We start from the raw sequence: 18,238 nt of genomic DNA, 5'->3' as shown, positions 1-18,238 counted from the left end.
GCTCCGGATGAATATGATGATCTCATATCAGGAACTTGTTCGCACCTTCCTTAAGCAACTTGGTTTTGAGCATTATGCTGAACGCATTGCCTGTATCATGCAGGAAGATAAGTTGTTTTCAGGCTCTATCAAAGAGAATATCACCGGTTTTCGGCCTGACATTGACGAGCAGTGGATGGTGCAATGCGCCATCGCAAGCCATATTCATAATGACATTTTAAAGCTACCAATGGGTTACGAGACACTGATTGGTGAACTTGGGGAAGGGTTGTCCGGGGGTCAAAAACAGCGGATTTATATTGCCCGGGCATTATACCGCAAACCGGGTATTTTATTCATGGACGAGGCGACCAGCCACCTTGATAAAACCAGTGAAAGTCAGGTCAATCAGTCTATACAGGAGATGAACATCACCAGGATTATTATCGCGCATCGCGAAACCACGATTTCATCTGCAGATCGGGTGTTCGTGATAAATGGAGCAGAGTTACTCTAATCCCTGAATTTCGCAGGAAAGAGATAGCTTCGGGACATAACGCCCCAGGTAATGAAGAATTCTGGCGAACATCGAATAAAAAAGCCGCTGAGAGATCAGCGGCTTTTTAGTTGTCGGGTGGCGCTCACGCTTACCCGGCCTAGAGATTGACCGTATTACTCTTCTTTCGCACCGCGCATAGCACGTTTACGATCGTTCTCGGTCAGGTGACGTTTACGGATACGAATTGACTGTGGAGTCACTTCTACCAGTTCGTCATCATCGATGAATTCCAGAGCCTGCTCCAGAGTCATCTTGATCGGTGGAACCAGAACCGTTGCTTCGTCAGTACCGGACGCACGCATGTTGGTCAGTTTCTTACCGGTCAGGCAGTTTACGGTCAGGTCGTTAGAACGACTGTGAATACCGATGATCTGGCCTTCATAAACTTCAGCACCGTGACCCAGGAACAGCTTACCGCGATCCTGCAGACCGAACAGCGCAAACGCAACAGCTTTACCCTGACCGTTGGAGATCAGTACGCCGTTGTTACGCTGGCCCACTTCGCCCGGACGAACGTCGTCGTAGTGGCTGAAGGTGGAGTACAGCAGGCCGGTACCGGAGGTCATGGTCATGAACTCTGAACGGAAGCCGATCAGGCCACGGCTTGGGATCACGTAGTCGAGACGTACGCGGCCTTTGCCATCTGGATTCATGTTTTTCAGGTCGCCTTTACGCTCACCCAGAGCCTGCATCACAGAACCCTGATGCTGCTCTTCAACGTCCAGCGTTACGTTTTCGAATGGCTCTTGTTTACGGCCGTCGATCTCGCGGAAGATTACTTTCGGACGGGAAACCGCCATTTCGAAACCTTCACGACGCATGTTCTCAATCAGAACAGACAGGTGCAGCTCGCCACGACCAGAAACGCGGAATGCATCAGCATCTTCGGTTTCTTCAACGCGCAGCGCAACGTTGTGCACCAGCTCTTTGTTCAGGCGGTCAAGGATCTGACGAGAGGTAACGAATTTACCTTCTTTACCACAGAACGGAGAGGTGTTGACGTTGAAGAACATGGATACGGTTGGTTCATCAACGGACAGGGCTGGCAGCGCTTCGACGTTCTGCGGATCGCAGATGGTGTCGGAGATGTTCAGTTCACCCAGACCGGTGATAGCGATGATGTCGCCCGCTTCCGCAACGTCACTCTCGATACGCTCAAGACCCAGGTGAGTCAGTACTTTACCGACTTTACCGTTACGGGTTTTGCCTTCGCTATCGATGATAGTAACCTGCTGGTTAGGCTTCACTTTACCGCGCTTGATACGACCAATGCCGATTACGCCAACGTAGTTGTTGTAGTCGAGCTGAGAGATCTGCATCTGCAGGGTGCCGTCGAGATCGACGTTTGGTGCAGGAACACGGTCAACAATCGCCTGATACAGCGGGGTCATGTCTTCAGCCATGTCTTCGTGGTCCAGACCTGCGATACCGTTCAGCGCAGATGCGTAAACGATAGGGAAGTCCAGCTGCTCGTCGGTCGCGTCGAGGTTAACGAACAGGTCGAAGACCTGGTCAACAACCCAGTCAGGACGCGCGCCAGGGCGGTCAACTTTGTTGATAACAACGATTGGCTTCAGACCATGGGCAAAAGCTTTTTTGGTCACGAAGCGCGTCTGTGGCATTGGGCCATCCATTGCGTCAACGACCAGCAGAACGGAGTCTACCATGGACATTACACGTTCAACTTCGCCACCGAAGTCGGCGTGCCCTGGGGTATCAACGATGTTGATACGGTAGTCATTCCATTTAATCGCGGTGTTTTTCGCGAGGATGGTAATCCCACGCTCTTTCTCCAAATCGTTGGAGTCCATCACGCGTTCTTGGGTTTCGGCACGCGCATCAAACGTACCGGATTGCTGCAGCAGCTTGTCTACCAGGGTAGTTTTACCATGGTCTACGTGCGCGATGATGGCGATGTTACGCAAATTTTCGATCACAACTTTGCCTCAGGCATTTAGAAATAGCGCGTTATTGTACACGGATTAATCGCACTACAAAACAGGATCACAAACATCCCCCGCAAACAAGTATCGCAGAGATGCTTTGTGATCGCTTTCACGGAGCGGTAAAAGGGCACTTTAACGTAAATTGCACCAATATGGTGCTCAATGTTCACATTGAAGCACTATACTGGTGCAACAAATCCATTGTGGTGCAGCCCTTTTGCACTATGGTGCGCATGATAACGCCTTTTTGGGGTGATTTAAAAGTTGGCACAGATTTCGCTTTATAAAAAATACATGGCACCAGCCAGTACAAACAGAAATTGAAGACCTCGTTACCACGACGACAATGACCAATCTGGAGAGTTAAGTATGTCCGCTGAACACGTTTTGACGATGCTGAACGAACATGAAGTGAAGTTTGTTGATCTGCGCTTCACCGATACCAAAGGTAAAGAACAGCACGTCACAATCCCTGCTCATCAGGTGAACGCCGAATTCTTTGAAGAAGGCAAAATGTTTGACGGCTCCTCCATTGGTGGCTGGAAAGGCATTAACGAATCCGACATGGTTCTGATGCCAGACGCGACCACTGCGGTCATTGATCCGTTCTTCGAAGAACCAACCCTGATCATCCGTTGCGACATCCTCGAGCCAGGCACGCTGCAGGGCTACGACCGCGACCCGCGTTCTATCGCGAAACGCGCTGAAGAGTACCTGCGTTCTACCGGCATCGCAGACACCGTTCTGTTCGGGCCAGAGCCAGAATTCTTCCTGTTCGATGACATCCGCTTCGGTGCCTCTATTTCTGGCTCCCACGTGGCTATCGACGACATCGAAGGTGCATGGAACTCCTCCACCAAATACGAAGGCGGTAACAAAGGTCACCGTCCTGGCGTGAAAGGCGGTTACTTCCCGGTTCCTCCGGTCGACTCTGCACAGGACATTCGTTCCACTATGTGTCTGGTGATGGAAGAGATGGGTCTGGTTGTTGAAGCTCACCACCACGAAGTGGCTACTGCTGGTCAGAACGAAGTGGCAACCCGCTTCAACACCATGACCAAAAAAGCGGACGAAATTCAGATCTACAAATACGTTGTGCACAACGTTGCGCACCGTTTCGGTAAAACCGCGACCTTCATGCCAAAACCAATGTTTGGCGATAACGGTTCCGGTATGCACTGCCACATGTCTCTGTCCAAGAACGGTACCAACCTGTTCTCTGGCGACAAATATGCCGGTCTGTCCGAGCAGGCGCTGTATTACATCGGTGGTGTTATCAAACACGCTAAAGCGATCAACGCCCTGGCGAACCCAACTACGAACTCCTACAAGCGTCTGGTCCCGGGCTACGAAGCGCCAGTGATGCTGGCCTACTCTGCACGTAACCGTTCTGCTTCTATCCGTATCCCGGTGGTGGCTTCTCCTAAAGCGCGTCGTATCGAAGTTCGCTTCCCGGACCCAGCGGCTAACCCATACCTGTGCTTCGCAGCACTGCTGATGGCCGGTCTGGACGGTATCAAGAACAAGATCCACCCGGGCGAAGCAATGGACAAAAACCTGTACGACCTGCCGCCAGAAGAAGCGAAAGAGATCCCACAGGTTGCTGGCTCTCTGGAAGGAGCCCTGCAGGCGCTGGACGCAGACCGCGAGTTCCTGACTGCAGGTGGCGTATTCACTGACGACGCTATCGATGCTTACATCGCCCTGCGTATGGAAGAGAACGACCGCGTGCGTATGACTCCACATCCGGTTGAGTTCGAACTGTACTACAGCGTTTAATAAAAGTTGTTTTACCCGGCGTGATAAACGCCGGGGGTAGTTGCCGTGGAAACTTTTAGCCCATCTCCGGATGGGCTTTTTTCTCCACCAACAACCTGATCTCACGCGCTTTTTACGCCGAAAACGCTATACTGCACTAAATTAGTGCAAACGACTCCAGGAGACTGCTGAATGGCAACTGGCACGCTGCCCGATGCTGGGCAGATCCTCAATTCTTTGATTAACAGCATATTGCTGGTCGATGACGAGCTGGCCGTTCATTACGCCAACCCGGCCGCGCAGCAGCTGCTCGCCCAAAGCGCACGTAAACTGTTCGGCACCCCGCTTCCTGAACTCCTGAGCTATTTTTCGCTGAATATTGGCCTGATGCAGGAAAGTTTGCAGGCTGGCCAGGGGTTTACCGATAACGAAGTCACGCTGGTGATCGACGGGCGCTCGCACATTCTGTCGTTAACCGCGCAACGTCTTCCCGAAGGTCTGATCCTGCTGGAAATGGCGCCGATGGATAATCAGCGTCGACTGAGCCAGGAGCAGCTTCAGCATGCGCAGCAGATTGCCGCCCGTGATCTGGTGCGCGGTCTGGCGCATGAAATCAAAAACCCGCTGGGTGGATTACGCGGCGCGGCGCAGCTTCTGACCAAAGCGCTGCCCGATCCCGCGCTGGCGGAGTATACCAACGTCATCATTGAGCAGGCGGACCGTCTGCGGAATCTGGTAGACCGTCTTCTTGGGCCACAGCAGCCGGGAATGCACGTCACAGAAAGCATCCATAAAGTGGCTGAGCGGGTGGTGAAGCTCGTCTCAATGGAGCTGCCAGAGAACGTCACGCTGGTACGTGATTACGACCCAAGCCTGCCGGAACTGGCCCATGACCCGGACCAGATTGAGCAGGTCCTGTTGAATATTGTGCGTAATGCCCTGCAGGCGCTGGGGCCTGAAGGCGGTGAGATTATTTTACGCACCCGCACCGCCTTCCAGCTCACGTTACACGGCGCGCGCTACCGGCTGGCCGCCCGAATCGACGTTGAGGATAACGGGCCCGGCATTCCATCGCATTTGCAGGACACCCTGTTCTACCCGATGGTAAGCGGTCGCGAAGGCGGGACCGGCCTGGGCTTATCCATTGCCCGCAGTTTGATCGATCAACACTCCGGGAAAATTGAATTTACCAGTTGGCCGGGACATACCGAGTTTTCGGTTTTCCTGCCGATTAAAAAATAAAGGTGACGTTTATGCAACGAGGGATAGTCTGGGTAGTCGATGACGATAGCTCCATCCGTTGGGTGCTTGAACGCGCGCTCACAGGGGCAGGATTAAGCTGCACGACGTTTGAGAGCGGCAGCGAAGTGCTCGACGCACTCACCACCAAAACGCCAGATGTTCTGCTTTCGGATATTCGTATGCCGGGCATGGACGGGTTGGCGCTGTTAAAGCAGATCAAACAACGCCACCCTATGCTTCCGGTCATCATAATGACCGCGCACTCCGATCTGGATGCCGCAGTGAGCGCCTATCAACAAGGGGCGTTCGATTACCTGCCCAAACCGTTTGATATCGACGAAGCGGTGGCGCTGGTTGAGCGCGCGATTAGCCATTATCAGGAGCAGCAGCAGCCGCGCCACGCGCCCGATTTTGGGCCAACGACAGATATCATCGGTGAAGCACCGGCGATGCAGGACGTGTTTCGCATTATTGGTCGTTTGTCCCGCTCGTCCATCAGCGTATTGATTAACGGTGAGTCGGGAACCGGTAAAGAGCTTGTGGCGCATGCATTGCACCGCCACAGCCCGCGGGCAAAAGCGCCGTTCATCGCCCTGAATATGGCGGCGATCCCGAAGGATTTGATTGAGTCCGAACTGTTCGGCCATGAAAAAGGGGCATTTACCGGCGCCAATACCATTCGCCAGGGGCGGTTCGAACAGGCCGACGGCGGTACGCTGTTTCTGGATGAGATCGGCGATATGCCGCTGGATGTCCAGACCCGCCTGCTGCGCGTGCTGGCCGACGGGCAGTTTTATCGCGTGGGCGGCTATGCGCCGGTGAAGGTGGACGTGCGTATTATCGCCGCGACCCACCAGAACCTGGAACAACGCGTTCAGGAAGGAAAATTCCGTGAGGATTTATTCCACCGTCTGAACGTCATCCGCGTTCATCTGCCGCCGCTGCGTGAGCGTCGGGAAGATATTCCCCGCCTGGCTCGTCATTTCCTGCAGGTGGCCGCCCGCGAGCTGGGTGTGGAAGCCAAGCAGCTTCACCCGGAAACCGATGCCGCTCTGACGCGTCTGGCGTGGCCGGGCAACGTGCGTCAGCTGGAAAACACCTGTCGCTGGTTAACCGTGATGGCCGCCGGGCAGGAAGTGCTGATTCAGGATTTACCGGCCGAGCTGTTTGAAGCAACCGCGCCTGAAAGCAGTACCGGGCACGCGCTGCCGGACAGCTGGGCGACGCTGCTGGCGCAGTGGGCCGACCGCGCGCTGCGTTCCGGTCATCAAAACCTGCTGTCTGAAGCTCAGCCGGAGATGGAGCGTACGCTGTTAACTACCGCGCTTCGTCATACGCAGGGTCATAAGCAGGAAGCCGCTCGCCTGCTGGGATGGGGACGTAATACCCTGACGCGCAAGCTTAAAGAGCTGGGAATGGAGTGATCGCACGCCGCTGTGTAAAGGTTATTAATTGAGCGCAAATTGCCGTTATTTTGCGCTTTACTGTTCCGATGAGTTTTGTATGATCGTGCCCGGAAATTGGGGGTGAACATCATGCTGGAAACAATCGTGAATATGCTCTCTAGCGGAGCCGCTGAAAGCCACACGCCACAAACAGCCGTTGCGGCTATGTTGTGTGCGGCGCTGGTTGGGCTGTTTAGCTAGCGAGTTGAACGTAAAAGCCGGGTGGCGGCTTCGCCTTACCCGGCCTACGTTTAGTGCTTTTGGCAATGCGCCTTAAATCACCCGCGAGAACTGCTGCAGTCGCGCTTTCTGACGCAGATACGCGTCAAAGCACATGCAGATATTACGGATCAACAGACGCCCTTTCGGCGTGACCTCAATCGCGTTCTCCGACACATCCACCAGCCCGTCTTTCGCCAGCGGTGCAATCAGCTTCAGGTCTTCCGCAAAATAATCGCTGAAGTGCAGATCCCACTGCGACTCAACGTCGCTGAAATCGAGACGGAAGTTGCAGATTAGCGCCTTAATCACATCGCGCCGGATGCAGTCGTCGCGCGTTAACGCGATGCCTCGCCACAGCGCGTTGCCCGTTTCATCAACCTGATGATAGTAAAGCTTCAGCTCTTTCTGATTCTGCGCGTAACAGTCACCAATCATGCTGATAGCAGAGACGCCCATCCCCAGCAAATCGGTATCGCCCTGGGTTGTGTAGCCCTGGAAGTTACGGTGCAGAACGCCTTCACGCTGAGCAATCGCCAGCTCGTCATCCGGACGAGCAAAGTGATCCATCCCGATAAACTGATAGCCGGTTTCGGTCAGCGAGGTAATGGTTTCCTGCAGAATATCCAGCTTCTGCTGGGCAGAAGGAAGATCGGCATCTTTTATTTTGCGCTGAGCGGCAAAGAGCGTCGGCAGATGCGCATAGTTAAAGACGCTCAGGCGGTCCGGGTTGAGTTCGGCCACGCGCTTCAGGGTGAAGGCGAAGCTTTCCGGCGTCTGCTTTGGCAGGCCGTATATCAGGTCAATATTGGTCGAGGTGAAACCAATCTCACGCGCGTGATTGAGTAAGGCAAAGATAAATTCTTCGTCCTGCTCGCGGTTCACCAGACGCTGAACCTCTTTATTGAAATCCTGCACGCCCATGCTCAGACGATTGAAGCCTTCGGCGCGTAAGTGATCCAGTACATCGAGCTCAATTTCACGCGGATCGACTTCGATCGAGATTTCAGCGTCGGCGTTAAAACTGAAATTGCCGCGCAGCAGGGTCATCAGGCGGCTTATTTGCGCTTTATTCAGATAGGTTGGCGTACCGCCGCCCCAGTGAAGCTGGCTGACGTGACGGCCAGCAAACAGCGGCGCGCGATGCACAATTTCTTGTTCGAGCGCATCAAGATACTGGTCGGCTTTGTGCTGCTGACGGGTAACGATTTTATTGCACCCGCAGAAGTAGCAAAGCTTGTGGCAGAACGGAATATGGACGTAGAGCGACAGCGGACGCTCAGGATAGCGCGCAACAGCCTGCTGGAAATCAGCCTCGCCGAAGGCATCGGAGAACTCCAGCGCGGTGGGGTATGAAGTATAACGCGGCCCGGAATAGTTATATTTCTGGATTAGGGCCAAATCCCAGTCGATAGTTGGTGCTGACATGCTCACTCCTTCCGTTGGTGTCGCGTTCGTATACGGCGGCCCGTTCTGGCCCCATCGCGGGCCATCATTCGGGTGCGCAGCCACTTCTGTCGCCGCGACAACCGCCGTAGTTTAACGAATAACCACACCAGATAACATATAACCGGAAGGGTTATAAGCAGGACTATCGTGCCTGCCGGGTGCAAATGTTAGTTTCCACCCTTCAGAAGACGCATCATATCTTCCTGCTTCTCGTCTTCTTCTTCATCTTCGTCATCGTCGTATGACAGGCCCAGCTTCTGCATCAGTTCATCGATACGATCCAGTTTGGCATCCACCCATGACTGCTCTTCAGCGGTCAGGGTTTCACCCTCTTCAAGACGTTCCAGCAGCGCGTCCAGGCGCTCATCGTTCTCCAGCAAATCCAGCTCAGCCTGCGGTGAAAGCATAGGTTTCTCGCTCTTTGGTTTGTGCTGCTTAGTGACCGGGGTGTCTGTCACGCCCAGTGGAATGGGAGTTTTACTGCCGATACGAGGGTCTTTCTGCTGTTTGCCTTTCGCAGAAGCACCCGCTGCACCACCACCGTTGGCACGGCTACCCGCAGCATGACCGCGATGTTTTTTATCGCGTTTGCGATCGCGCGCTTCCTGGTTCAGTTCTTCGCGCGTTTTGCGGCGTGCTTTTACAGGGCGTTTCGCGCCTGCAGCGGAGGTTGGTTTTTTCATGATGTTTTATCTTTAAGTCGTTTTCTTCAGTATAGAATTGCGGCGAAATCTAGCAGAAAGCAAGCAAAGAAAAAAGGCGACAGAGCAATCTGTCGCCTTTTTTCCTGACTCACAACCCTTAGCGGGTCAGACATTCCGTGTTTGCCAACAACAAACCCTGTTTATCCCTTGGCTAATACCGTCCGTGATACGGTTCCATTTCCTGTAAAAAACGCCTCCAGGCGCTGGTCATCCTGACAATCCTGCGTCTTCGCCTCCTGGCGCTCCTGACCCTCATCCTTAAGTCGATTTCCTGTTGGCTTCCTCGCCCTGACGCACACTTTACCTTGTTCAGTTAAACTAACAAGCAACGAAACGGTACAAAAAGGGATTTTCAGATAATTACCTGGAAATAAGCTTATGATTTAAAACAGTTTGAATTTTTTTACGCCTGCGAATTCTCTGAAATCTCGCATAGCATTACTGGCCGATCTCTCACACCGGTTGTGGCATTCGTCTACTGCTCATAGCAATCAGAAAAGCCTTTTGCCTGCATTCGGGTATAATCCCCTTCAGATTACGATTTTGGAGACGACCACGTGACTACCTGGAACTACCAACAGACGCATTTTGTCACCAGTGCGCCCGATATTCGCCACCTTCCTTCTGATACCGGTATTGAAGTGGCATTTGCTGGCCGCTCCAATGCGGGGAAATCCAGCGCCCTGAATACGCTGACCAATCAGAAGAGCCTGGCGCGCACCTCAAAAACACCTGGCCGTACCCAGCTGATCAACCTGTTTGAAGTCGCAGAGGGCAAACGCCTGGTCGACTTACCGGGCTACGGTTACGCGCAGGTACCGGAAGAGATGAAAATCAAGTGGCAGCGTGCGCTGGGTGAATACCTGGAAAAACGCCTGTGTCTGAAAGGTCTGGTGGTGCTGATGGATATTCGCCATCCCCTGAAAGATCTGGATCAGCAGATGATCGACTGGGCTGTAGCAAGCGATATCGCCGTGCTGGTGCTGCTGACGAAAGCCGATAAGCTGGCGAGCGGCGCGCGCAAAGCGCAGGTGAATATGGTTCGCGAAGCGGTGCTGGCGTTCAACGGTGATGTGCAGGTTGAGCCGTTCTCCTCGCTGAAAAAGCAGGGCGTGGACAAGCTGCGTCAGAAGCTCGATACCTGGTTTAGCGAGCTGGAACCCGCGACGGAAGCGGAAGAAGAGTAATACGGAGCGCGGCGATAGCCGCGTTTTTTTTGCCTGAATTTTTCTTTGCCGCAATAAAAAACGCCCCAGTCATTACTGACTGGGGCGGCTAAAATATTCAGCCAAATCCGATTACGTGAAGTAAAAGGTCTGAAAGATAGAACATCTTACCTCTGTACCCTACGCCGACAACTCTACCCCTTTTTGTGCTGCAGAAAAAGCACTTTTTGTAGTTTTTTTTCATTCTTTACATAGGGAATTCTAATGATTGTCACAAAACGCGCGTTGTTATGTTGCAAACTTACATAAAAAGCGCGTTATGCGAAGAACCGTTAGTGAGCCTGATCCCAGTTTTCTCCACTTCCCACTTCCACCAGCAACGGCACGTCGAGCGTCATGCTGCTTTCCATCAGTTCGTGGATCTTCTTCGACACGGCGTCGAGGTCGTCTTTGTGCACTTCAAATACCAGTTCATCGTGTACCTGCATGATCATTTTCACGCGAGGCTTCTCTTTTTCCAGCCAGGCATCAACGGCGATCATTGCACGCTTAATAATGTCCGCCGCGGTACCCTGCATCGGGGCGTTGATCGCCGCACGCTCTGCGCCAGCGCGACGAGCCGCGTTGCTGGATTTGATGTCCGGTAGGTAGAGACGGCGGCCATCCAGGGTTTCGACGTAACCTTTTTCCTTCGCCTGCGCGCGGGTGCGTTCCATATATTCCAACACCCCCGGATAACGCTCGAAATAGAGATCCATATACTTCTGCGACTCTTTGCGTGGAATGTTGAGCTGGCGCGAAAGACCAAATGCGCTCATGCCGTAAATCAGACCGAAGTTGATCGCCTTAGCACTGCGGCGCTGCTCGTTGGTCACGCTGTCCAGCGGCAAGCCGAAGACTTCCGCCGCGGTTGCCCGGTGGATATCCTTTCCTTCGGCAAACGCGGTCAGGAGGCCTTTGTCGCGGGACAGATGCGCCATAATGCGCAGTTCGATTTGCGAGTAGTCAGCAGAGACAATCAGATAATCCTCTGGTGCGATGAAAGCCTGGCGAATACGGCGGCCTTCTTCGTTACGTACCGGGATGTTCTGCAGGTTGGGGTCGGTTGATGAGAGACGACCGGTCGCCGCAACAGCCTGATGGTACGACGTGTGCACACGACCCGTTTTCGGGTTGATCATCAGCGGGAGCTTGTCGGTGTAGGTAGACTTCAGCTTCGCGAGGCCTCGGTACTGCAGAATCACTTTTGGCAGCGGGTAATCCAGCGCCAGCTCTTCCAGCACCTCTTCAGAGGTTGACGGTGCGCCGCCAGGGGTTTTCTTCAGCGGCTTGATGCCCTGCTTTTCAAACAGAATGGTTTGCAGCTGCTTCGGTGAAGAGAGGTTAAACGGCTCGCCTGCAAGCTCATGCGCTTTTTGCTCGAGCTCGGTCAAACGCTGCGCCAGCTCCCCGGAGTGGTTATGCAGCACCGTTGGGTCAATCTTCACGCCGTTGCGTTCAATGCGGGATAGCACGGGCACCAGCGGCATCTCGATATGCTGGAACACGTTCAGCGGACCTTCATGCTTCTGCAGTTTTGGCCACATCTTCAGGTGTAGCTGCAGCGTGACATCAGCATCTTCCGCCGCATAGCGCCCCGCTTCTTCCAGAGCAATCTGGTTAAAGGTGAGCTGATTTTTCCCTTTACCGGCAATCTCTTCAAAGGTGATCGTTTTGTGCTTGAGCCAGCGGTCAGATAAGGAATCCATATCATGGCGGCCCGCGACGCTGTCCAGAATGTAGGATTCAAGCATGGTGTCGAAGGCAATCCCGCGCAGTTCAATGCCGTAATTTTGCAGAATGCCTCGGTCGTACTTGAGGTTTTGCCCAACCTTGAGCGCCTTTTCGTCTTCCAGGATCGGCTTCAGCAGTTCGAGCACGCGTTCACGGGAGATCTGCTCCGGCGCATCCAGGTAATCGTGCGCCACAGGGACGTAGGCGGCAATACCCGGCTCTGTCGCAAATGACAGGCCAACCATATTGGCAGAGATGTTATCGAGGCTGTCGGTTTCGGTATCAAAGGCGAAGACCGGCGCCTTTTTCAGTTTATCGATCCAGGCGATCAGCCGTGACTCTTCAAGAATGGTTTCGTAGTTGTCGAAGGAAAGCGCCACGGCTTCTTCTTCCGCCTGCTCTTCTGCGTCAACGACGATTGTCTCCTTCGGCTTTGCAGCAGGTTTAGCCCCTTTCGCCTGCAGCCATTTACCGGCTTCCACGTCAGCGGTCCAGCGCTTGAATTCGTATTTCTTAAACAGGCTCAGCAGATCGTCAGCGGAAGGCTGTTGCACTTCAAGCTGCTCACAGCCCAGCTCCAGTTCGACATCGGTTTTGATTGTGGCCAGCTTATAGGAGAGATAAGCCACCTCTTTGTTCTCTTCCAGTTTTCCGGCCATGGTTTTTGCACCACGGAAGGAGAGCCCGGCGATTTTGTCTGGCTCCGCGTAGAGCGTATCCAGACCACCCAGCCCCTGGAGCAGCGCCTGCGCGGTTTTTTCACCGACGCCAGGGACACCCGGGATGTTATCCGAGGAATCGCCCATCAACGCGAGGAAGTCGATAATCAGCTCAGGCGGCACGCCATACTTTGTGACCACTTCTTCTGGCCCCAGAATGGTGTTGGTCATGGTGTTAATCAGGGTGATGCCTGGCGTCACCAGTTGCGCCATATCTTTATCACCGGTGCTGATCAGCACAGGACGCCCCATCTTTTCTGCTTCACGCGCCAGCGTGCCGATAACGTCATCAGCCTCAACGCCAGAGACGGCCAGCAGCGGCAGCCCCATCGCTTTTACCATGGTATGCAGCGGCTCAATCTGCGCACGCAGATCGTCAGGCATTGGCGGACGGTGAGATTTGTAATGCTCAAACAGCTCATCGCGGAAAGTTTTACCTTTCGCATCAAAGACTACAGCCGCATGGGTTGGCTGATACTGAAGGATCAGGCTGCGCAGCATGTTCAGCACGCCGTACATTGCGCCGGTAGGTTCCCCTGCGCTATTGGTCAGAGGAGGAAACGCATGGTATGCCCGATACAGGTAAGAAGAGCCATCGACGAGAATAAGAGGGTTTTCTGGGATCTGAACCATAATGTCCGTGCCTTTAATCAATTTATGGGTAAAGGATGCCACAGAAGGATGAAAACATCAGGTATTAGCACCAGATACAGGAAAAGATTTTGCGATCGTGAGGATCGCTCGCAAAAATCAAACTGTGGATAAGTTTGTGCATATTTTCACTTCATATGAATAACAGACGTAAAAAATACATATGAGTTAATTTTTAGATCTTAATTATCATGCTGTTATCACCTTAGATCTTATCTATATGGCCAACCGATGGCAATTTAGTCTATGTGGATATAAGCCTTGATAAGCGCGGAATCACAGTGAAATCGTCTACGGCAGGGTAAAAGCGGCCAAATCATCACATGAAAGCGCCATTAATTTGTCCGTTTTCTGGTAAAATCAGCGCCCAGCGTCGAATAGCCGGCCGCTCACTTACAGCTAACCATTTGAAAAAGCTCATCATGTCGAGATTGCTCGCTGCAATAACATTACTGTTAAGCATCATTTTAACTATCCTGGTGACTGTCGCCTGCTCTGTGCCGATCATTATCGCCGGGATCGTTAAACTGCTGTTGCCTGTCCCTGTGGTGTGGCGAGCCGTGTCCGCATTTTGTAATTTCATGATGTACTGCTGGTGCGAAGGACTGGCGATCCTGCTGTGCCTGAACCCGCATCTGAAGTGGGATATCAAAGGGCTGGAGAGTCTTAGCAAGAAGAATTGGTATCTGCTGATTTGCAATCACCACAGCTGGGCGGACATCGTGGTGTTATGCGTACTTTTTCGCAAACAGATCCCGATGAACAAATACTTTCTGAAACAGCAGCTCGCCTGGGTGCCTTTTATCGGGCTGGCCTGCTGGGCGCTTGATATGCCGTTTATGAAACGCTATTCGCGCAGCTATTTGATTCGTCATCCCGAGCGTCGCGGCAAAGATGTGGAGACCACACGCCGTTCCTGCGAAAAGTTTCGCGCGCATCCTACGACCATCGTAAACTTTGTTGAAGGCTCCCGATTTACGGAGGAGAAGCACCAACAAACCCGCTCTCCTTACCAGCACTTGCTGCCGCCAAAGGCTGCGGGTATTGCGATGGCGCTTAACGTGCTGGGATCGCAGTTCGATAAACTCCTGAACGTCACGCTCTGCTATCCGGAAAACGATAAGACGCCGTTCTACGATATGCTCAGCGGCAAACTGACGCGCATTGTTGTGCGTGTCGATCTGGTCCCGATAGATGCCGGGCTGCACGGTGATTACGTTAACGATAAGAGTTTCAAGCGTCGTTTCCAGCAGTGGCTTAATACGCTCTGGAAAGAGAAAGACGAACAGATAGACAATATTAAATCTTTATACAAAAACGCCGGTCAGTGACCGGCGTTTTTACATCAGCGAAATTACTTCTTCTCAACCAGGTATTTCACGGTATCAGCATACTGCTGTACGAAGATATCCATGCTGCTGGTGTCCATGCCCTGCATATTCAGCTGGTATTTGCCGTTAACAAACATCGCCGGAACGCCCTGAAGCTGGAGGTCAGCAGCCGCTTTTTCCTGCTGAGCAACCAGAGATTTCACCACAAAGCTGTTCCATGCAGCGTCATACTCTTCACCTTTCACGCCGGCATCAACGAACACTTTACGGATATCCGCAGTGGTCTGAACGGTCTGGGTTTTCTGTACGGCTTCAAACATTGGCGCAGTGATCTTATCTTCCACGCCCAGTGCCATCGCAACCGCCCACGCCTGGGTCAGGTCTTTACCCAATGGGCCCAGGAACTCGACGTGGTACTTGGTCATTTTGGTGCCTTCTGGCAGCTTTTTCTTTACGCTATCCGAAACATGCAGCACCTGCTCGAACTGATAGCAGTGTGGGCAGTAGAACGAGAAAAACTCCAGAACCTGTGGCTCGCCAGCGACCGGTTTGTCCAGCGTGGTGTACTGTTTGCCGTCGGTAAACTGCGCAGCAGAAGCGCTAAATGCCAGAATTATACCTGCCAGCGCCAGCCAAATTTTTTTCATGATTAACTCTCTCCTGGGTGTGTCCAATTAATACATCGGCGTTAATTGCAGAGGGGGTTCCTGAAGAACCTTGACCTGCTCAGTAAATGTAGATATCTGGCTACGCCAGTAATCCTCTCCGGTAAGCCACGGGAAATTCCGGGGAAATGCGGGATCGTCCCAACGCCTGATTAACCATGCGAGATAATAAACAAAACGCATCGCACGTAAAGGCTCAATCAGGGCAATTTCGTCTGAATTAAACGGGCTAAATTCTTCATAAGCTTCAATAATGGTTTCAAGCTGCATGCGTTGCTCGGCTTTGTCGCCATTGAGCAGCATCCACAGGTCCTGAACCGCGGGCCCCATACGCGCATCATCGAGATCGACAAACAGCGGGCCATCACGCCAGAGGATATTTCCGGCATGACAATCGCCATGCAGGCGCAGGACGGAAATATCGTCACGCCAGCAGGTTTTAACAGCAGCAATGAGCTTATCGGTGGCGTTGAGGAAATCATCCTTTAACGCAGCGGGGATCATGGCAGACGTTTCGAATATTTCGCGTGGCTCAAGAAGGTATTCCTGAATTCCGATAGTCGGGCGGGCAATAAAGGCTTTTTTGCGTCCCGTCTGGTGTATGCGCCCAAGATAGCGGGCAACCCACTCCATCTGATCGATATTATCCGCTTCAAACTGGCGGCCACCCAGGCTTGGGAATACAGCGTAGTAAAACCCTTCGTGCGTGAGGAGCGTTTGATTATTGAATTTTAGCGGCGCGGCAACGGGAACATCGTCATCCAGCAGATCGTGAGCAAACTGATGCTCTTCCTGAATTTGTTCTGCGGACCAGCGTTCAGGACGATAGAACTTTACGACGAAGCGCTGACGATCCTCGTCCTGAAATTGATAGACGCGGTTTTCGTAGCTGTTTAACGGTGTTAGCCCGGAGTCCACCCGAATACCCTGTTCAAACAGGGCATCCATAATGGTGTCCGGGTGTAATGTCTGGAAAGTAAAAGCCTGGTCGTTCATCCGATCATCCGGAAATTATACGAATGATTCAGGATATCATCTTGTGGCGATTTCGGTGCCGCCGCTTACAAGCTTTTACTCTTTAATTACGCCTCGGGCGCGCAGTAATGCGGTCTTAAAATCTTCCTCATAATCCTTCTGAATACCAGGAATAACAGCATCTTTGGCAGAGTCACGCATTTTAAGGTGGTAGATCAGGATGTCGTCAGAAAGGTCTGCCAGTTCGCCGTCAAAACCTGACTCTTTCGCCAGTTTCTGTAAAAATTGCATCAGATTTAGCTCTGGCTCTTTTTGCCAGGCGGGCTGGAGGAGTTCAATAACTTCATTCAGACGTTTACATTTCATGGTGGTGCTCCTTTCATTTAGAGTGACACGTTAGCAGGGTCAATCCCACAATAAAAGAGGCGATATTCGTGAATCTTAGCCAGGAAATCATTGGGGTCGTTCTGGCAGGTGGCAGAGCGACGCGAATGGGGGGAAAAGATAAGGGGCTTCAACGCCTGAACGGCAAACCCTTATGGCAATGTGTCGCTGATACGCTCGCAGGCCAGGTGTCGACAATGGTCATCAGTGCTAACCGGCATATCGACACTTACCAGCTCAGCGGGTACGCCGTTTACCAGGATATCCTTGAGGATTACCCGGGACCGCTGGCTGGTATGCTTTCGGTCATGCAACAGTCTCACGGAGAGTGGTTCATCTTCTGTCCCTGCGATACCCCGTTTATTCCGTCCTGTCTTGTCGAACGTTTGTTGCTGCTTCGGGGTACGGCTCCTGTGGTTTGGGTACATGACGGCGAGCGTGATCATCCTGCTATCGCATTGATGCACCGATCCCTGGCGCCAGCCCTGCAGTCCTATCTGGCTGCGGGAGAGCGCAAGGTGATGGCTTTTATGCGCGAGTCTGGCGGTCATCCCGTTGATTTTAGCGATTTAAAATCAGCTTTTGTGAATGTGAATACGCCTGACGATTTGCAGATGATGCAGGAGAAAAAATGATACCTGTCGTAGCCATTTCCGCCTGGAGTGGGACCGGGAAAACCACGCTACTGAAAAAGCTCATTCCTGCGCTTTGTGCCAGAGGTATCCGTCCAGGATTGATTAAGCACACCCATCATCATATGGATGTCGATAGACCGGGAAAAGATAGCTATGCATTGCGTAAAGCGGGTGCAGCGCAAACGATGGTGGCAAGTACTCAACGCTGGGCGCTGATGACAGAAACGCCGGATGAGGCGCCGCTGGATCTCGCTTATCTGGTCAGCCGGATGGATCATACCACGCTGGATCTGGTGCTGGTTGAGGGATTTAAGCATGAGGCAGTGCCTAAGATCCTACTGTTCAGAAGCGATGCCGGGCATGATTTCAGCGAATTAACGCTGGATGAGCATGTGATTGCGGTGGCCAGTGATGTTGTATTGCCGCTTGAAGTTCCGGTGCTGGACTTAAATGATGTGGAAGGGATTGCGGAGTTTATAGTGGAGTGGATTGCGATCTGACTTACCGGGTGGCGGTTTCGCCCTACCCGGCCTACAAATCTCTGTGATGCTAAAACGCAAAAAGGCCATCCTTTCGGATGGCCTCTCTACTTATTTGATGCCTGGCAGTTCCCTACTCTCGCATGGGGAGACCCCACA

General features: G+C 52.7%; 17 protein-coding genes. 9 read left to right on the top strand and 8 right to left on the bottom strand.

What is annotated here, in order from left to right; genetic code table 11:
• On the top strand, positions 1-496 hold a 496-nt coding region (locus ADJ24_RS07105; protein WP_152692366.1), incomplete at its 5' end, for an ATP-binding cassette domain-containing protein.
• Between the two features lie 155 nt (positions 497-651).
• On the opposite strand, the gene typA is transcribed toward ADJ24_RS07105, so the two are convergent.
• Entirely contained in the window at positions 652-2,475 is a 1,824-nt protein-coding gene (gene typA / locus ADJ24_RS07100) for a ribosome-dependent GTPase TypA (RefSeq protein ID WP_023309762.1), read from the bottom strand.
• A gap of 378 nt (positions 2,476-2,853) precedes the next feature.
• On the opposite strand from typA, the gene glnA reads away from it, so the two are divergent.
• The 4 genes from glnA (at position 2,854) to ADJ24_RS24975 (ending at position 7,130) form a co-directional block, all read left to right on the top strand.
• Positions 2,854-4,263: a glutamate--ammonia ligase gene (gene glnA, locus ADJ24_RS07095; RefSeq protein ID WP_048702293.1), complete on the top strand. Its 1,410-nt coding sequence runs from the start codon at positions 2,854-2,856 to the stop codon at positions 4,261-4,263.
• 171 nt (positions 4,264-4,434) lie between these two features.
• Positions 4,435-5,484 (top strand): nitrogen regulation protein NR(II), encoded by a 1,050-nt coding sequence (gene glnL, locus ADJ24_RS07090; RefSeq protein ID WP_023309764.1) that lies wholly within the window; start codon positions 4,435-4,437, stop codon positions 5,482-5,484.
• Positions 5,485-5,495: 11 nt separating this feature from the next.
• Positions 5,496-6,908, top strand: coding sequence for a nitrogen regulation protein NR(I) (gene glnG, locus ADJ24_RS07085; RefSeq protein WP_023309765.1), 1,413 nt, complete (start codon positions 5,496-5,498; stop codon positions 6,906-6,908).
• Between the two features lie 111 nt (positions 6,909-7,019).
• Positions 7,020-7,130 (top strand): YshB family small membrane protein, encoded by a 111-nt coding sequence (locus ADJ24_RS24975; RefSeq protein ID WP_023333898.1) that lies wholly within the window; start codon positions 7,020-7,022, stop codon positions 7,128-7,130.
• Positions 7,131-7,202: 72 nt separating this feature from the next.
• On the opposite strand, the gene hemN is transcribed toward ADJ24_RS24975, so the two are convergent.
• A complete protein-coding gene (hemN, locus tag ADJ24_RS07080) occupies positions 7,203-8,576 on the bottom strand; it encodes an oxygen-independent coproporphyrinogen III oxidase (RefSeq protein WP_023309766.1) in 1,374 nt (457 codons plus the stop codon).
• 188 nt (positions 8,577-8,764) lie between these two features.
• Complete coding sequence (yihI, locus tag ADJ24_RS07075) at positions 8,765-9,280, bottom strand: Der GTPase-activating protein YihI (RefSeq protein ID WP_023309767.1); 516 nt, start codon at positions 9,278-9,280, stop codon at positions 8,765-8,767.
• A 578-nt stretch (positions 9,281-9,858) separates the two neighbouring features.
• On the opposite strand from yihI, the gene yihA reads away from it, so the two are divergent.
• Positions 9,859-10,488 carry a ribosome biogenesis GTP-binding protein YihA/YsxC gene (gene yihA, locus ADJ24_RS07070; RefSeq protein ID WP_023309768.1) on the top strand — a complete coding sequence of 210 codons (630 nt, stop codon included), beginning with the start codon at positions 9,859-9,861 and terminating at the stop codon, positions 10,486-10,488.
• Positions 10,489-10,799: 311 nt separating this feature from the next.
• On the opposite strand, the gene polA is transcribed toward yihA, so the two are convergent.
• Positions 10,800-13,592: a DNA polymerase I gene (polA, locus tag ADJ24_RS07065; protein ID WP_023309769.1), complete on the bottom strand. Its 2,793-nt coding sequence runs from the start codon at positions 13,590-13,592 to the stop codon at positions 10,800-10,802.
• A 337-nt stretch (positions 13,593-13,929) separates the two neighbouring features.
• Positions 13,930-14,193 carry a hypothetical protein gene (locus ADJ24_RS25505; protein ID WP_223825995.1) on the bottom strand — a complete coding sequence of 88 codons (264 nt, stop codon included), beginning with the start codon at positions 14,191-14,193 and terminating at the stop codon, positions 13,930-13,932.
• On the opposite strand from ADJ24_RS25505, the gene ADJ24_RS07060 reads away from it, so the two are divergent.
• Positions 14,090-14,941, top strand: a complete 852-nt coding sequence (locus tag ADJ24_RS07060; RefSeq protein WP_229218479.1) for an acyltransferase — start codon at positions 14,090-14,092, stop codon at positions 14,939-14,941. The two genes, ADJ24_RS25505 and ADJ24_RS07060, sit on opposite strands and share 104 nt — an antisense overlap.
• Before the next feature lie 23 nt (positions 14,942-14,964).
• Here ADJ24_RS07060 and dsbA read toward each other — a convergent pair whose 3' ends face one another.
• From dsbA to ADJ24_RS07045, 3 genes are all read right to left on the bottom strand, one after another.
• Positions 14,965-15,588: a thiol:disulfide interchange protein DsbA gene (dsbA, locus tag ADJ24_RS07055; protein WP_023309771.1), complete on the bottom strand. Its 624-nt coding sequence runs from the start codon at positions 15,586-15,588 to the stop codon at positions 14,965-14,967.
• Between the two features lie 27 nt (positions 15,589-15,615).
• Entirely contained in the window at positions 15,616-16,602 is a 987-nt protein-coding gene (locus ADJ24_RS07050) for a serine/threonine protein kinase (protein ID WP_023309772.1), read from the bottom strand.
• Between the two features lie 75 nt (positions 16,603-16,677).
• Positions 16,678-16,947: a YihD family protein gene (locus ADJ24_RS07045; RefSeq protein WP_003861904.1), complete on the bottom strand. Its 270-nt coding sequence runs from the start codon at positions 16,945-16,947 to the stop codon at positions 16,678-16,680.
• A 68-nt stretch (positions 16,948-17,015) separates the two neighbouring features.
• Between ADJ24_RS07045 and mobA the strand changes: the two genes are divergently transcribed.
• A complete protein-coding gene (mobA, locus tag ADJ24_RS07040; RefSeq protein ID WP_023309773.1) occupies positions 17,016-17,600 on the top strand; it encodes a molybdenum cofactor guanylyltransferase MobA in 585 nt (194 codons plus the stop codon).
• Positions 17,597-18,100 carry a molybdopterin-guanine dinucleotide biosynthesis protein MobB gene (mobB, locus tag ADJ24_RS07035; protein WP_023309774.1) on the top strand — a complete coding sequence of 168 codons (504 nt, stop codon included), beginning with the start codon at positions 17,597-17,599 and terminating at the stop codon, positions 18,098-18,100. Before mobA ends, mobB begins: the two co-directional genes overlap by 4 nt.
• Positions 18,101-18,238: the final 138 nt, after the last annotated feature.

This window comes from Enterobacter sp. 940_PEND (genome assembly GCF_001059415.1).
Lineage (GTDB): Bacteria > Pseudomonadota > Gammaproteobacteria > Enterobacterales > Enterobacteriaceae > Enterobacter > Enterobacter cloacae_M.
The sequence above is the reverse complement of the archived record's forward strand: the minus strand, read 5'-3'. Positions and strand labels throughout refer to the sequence as shown.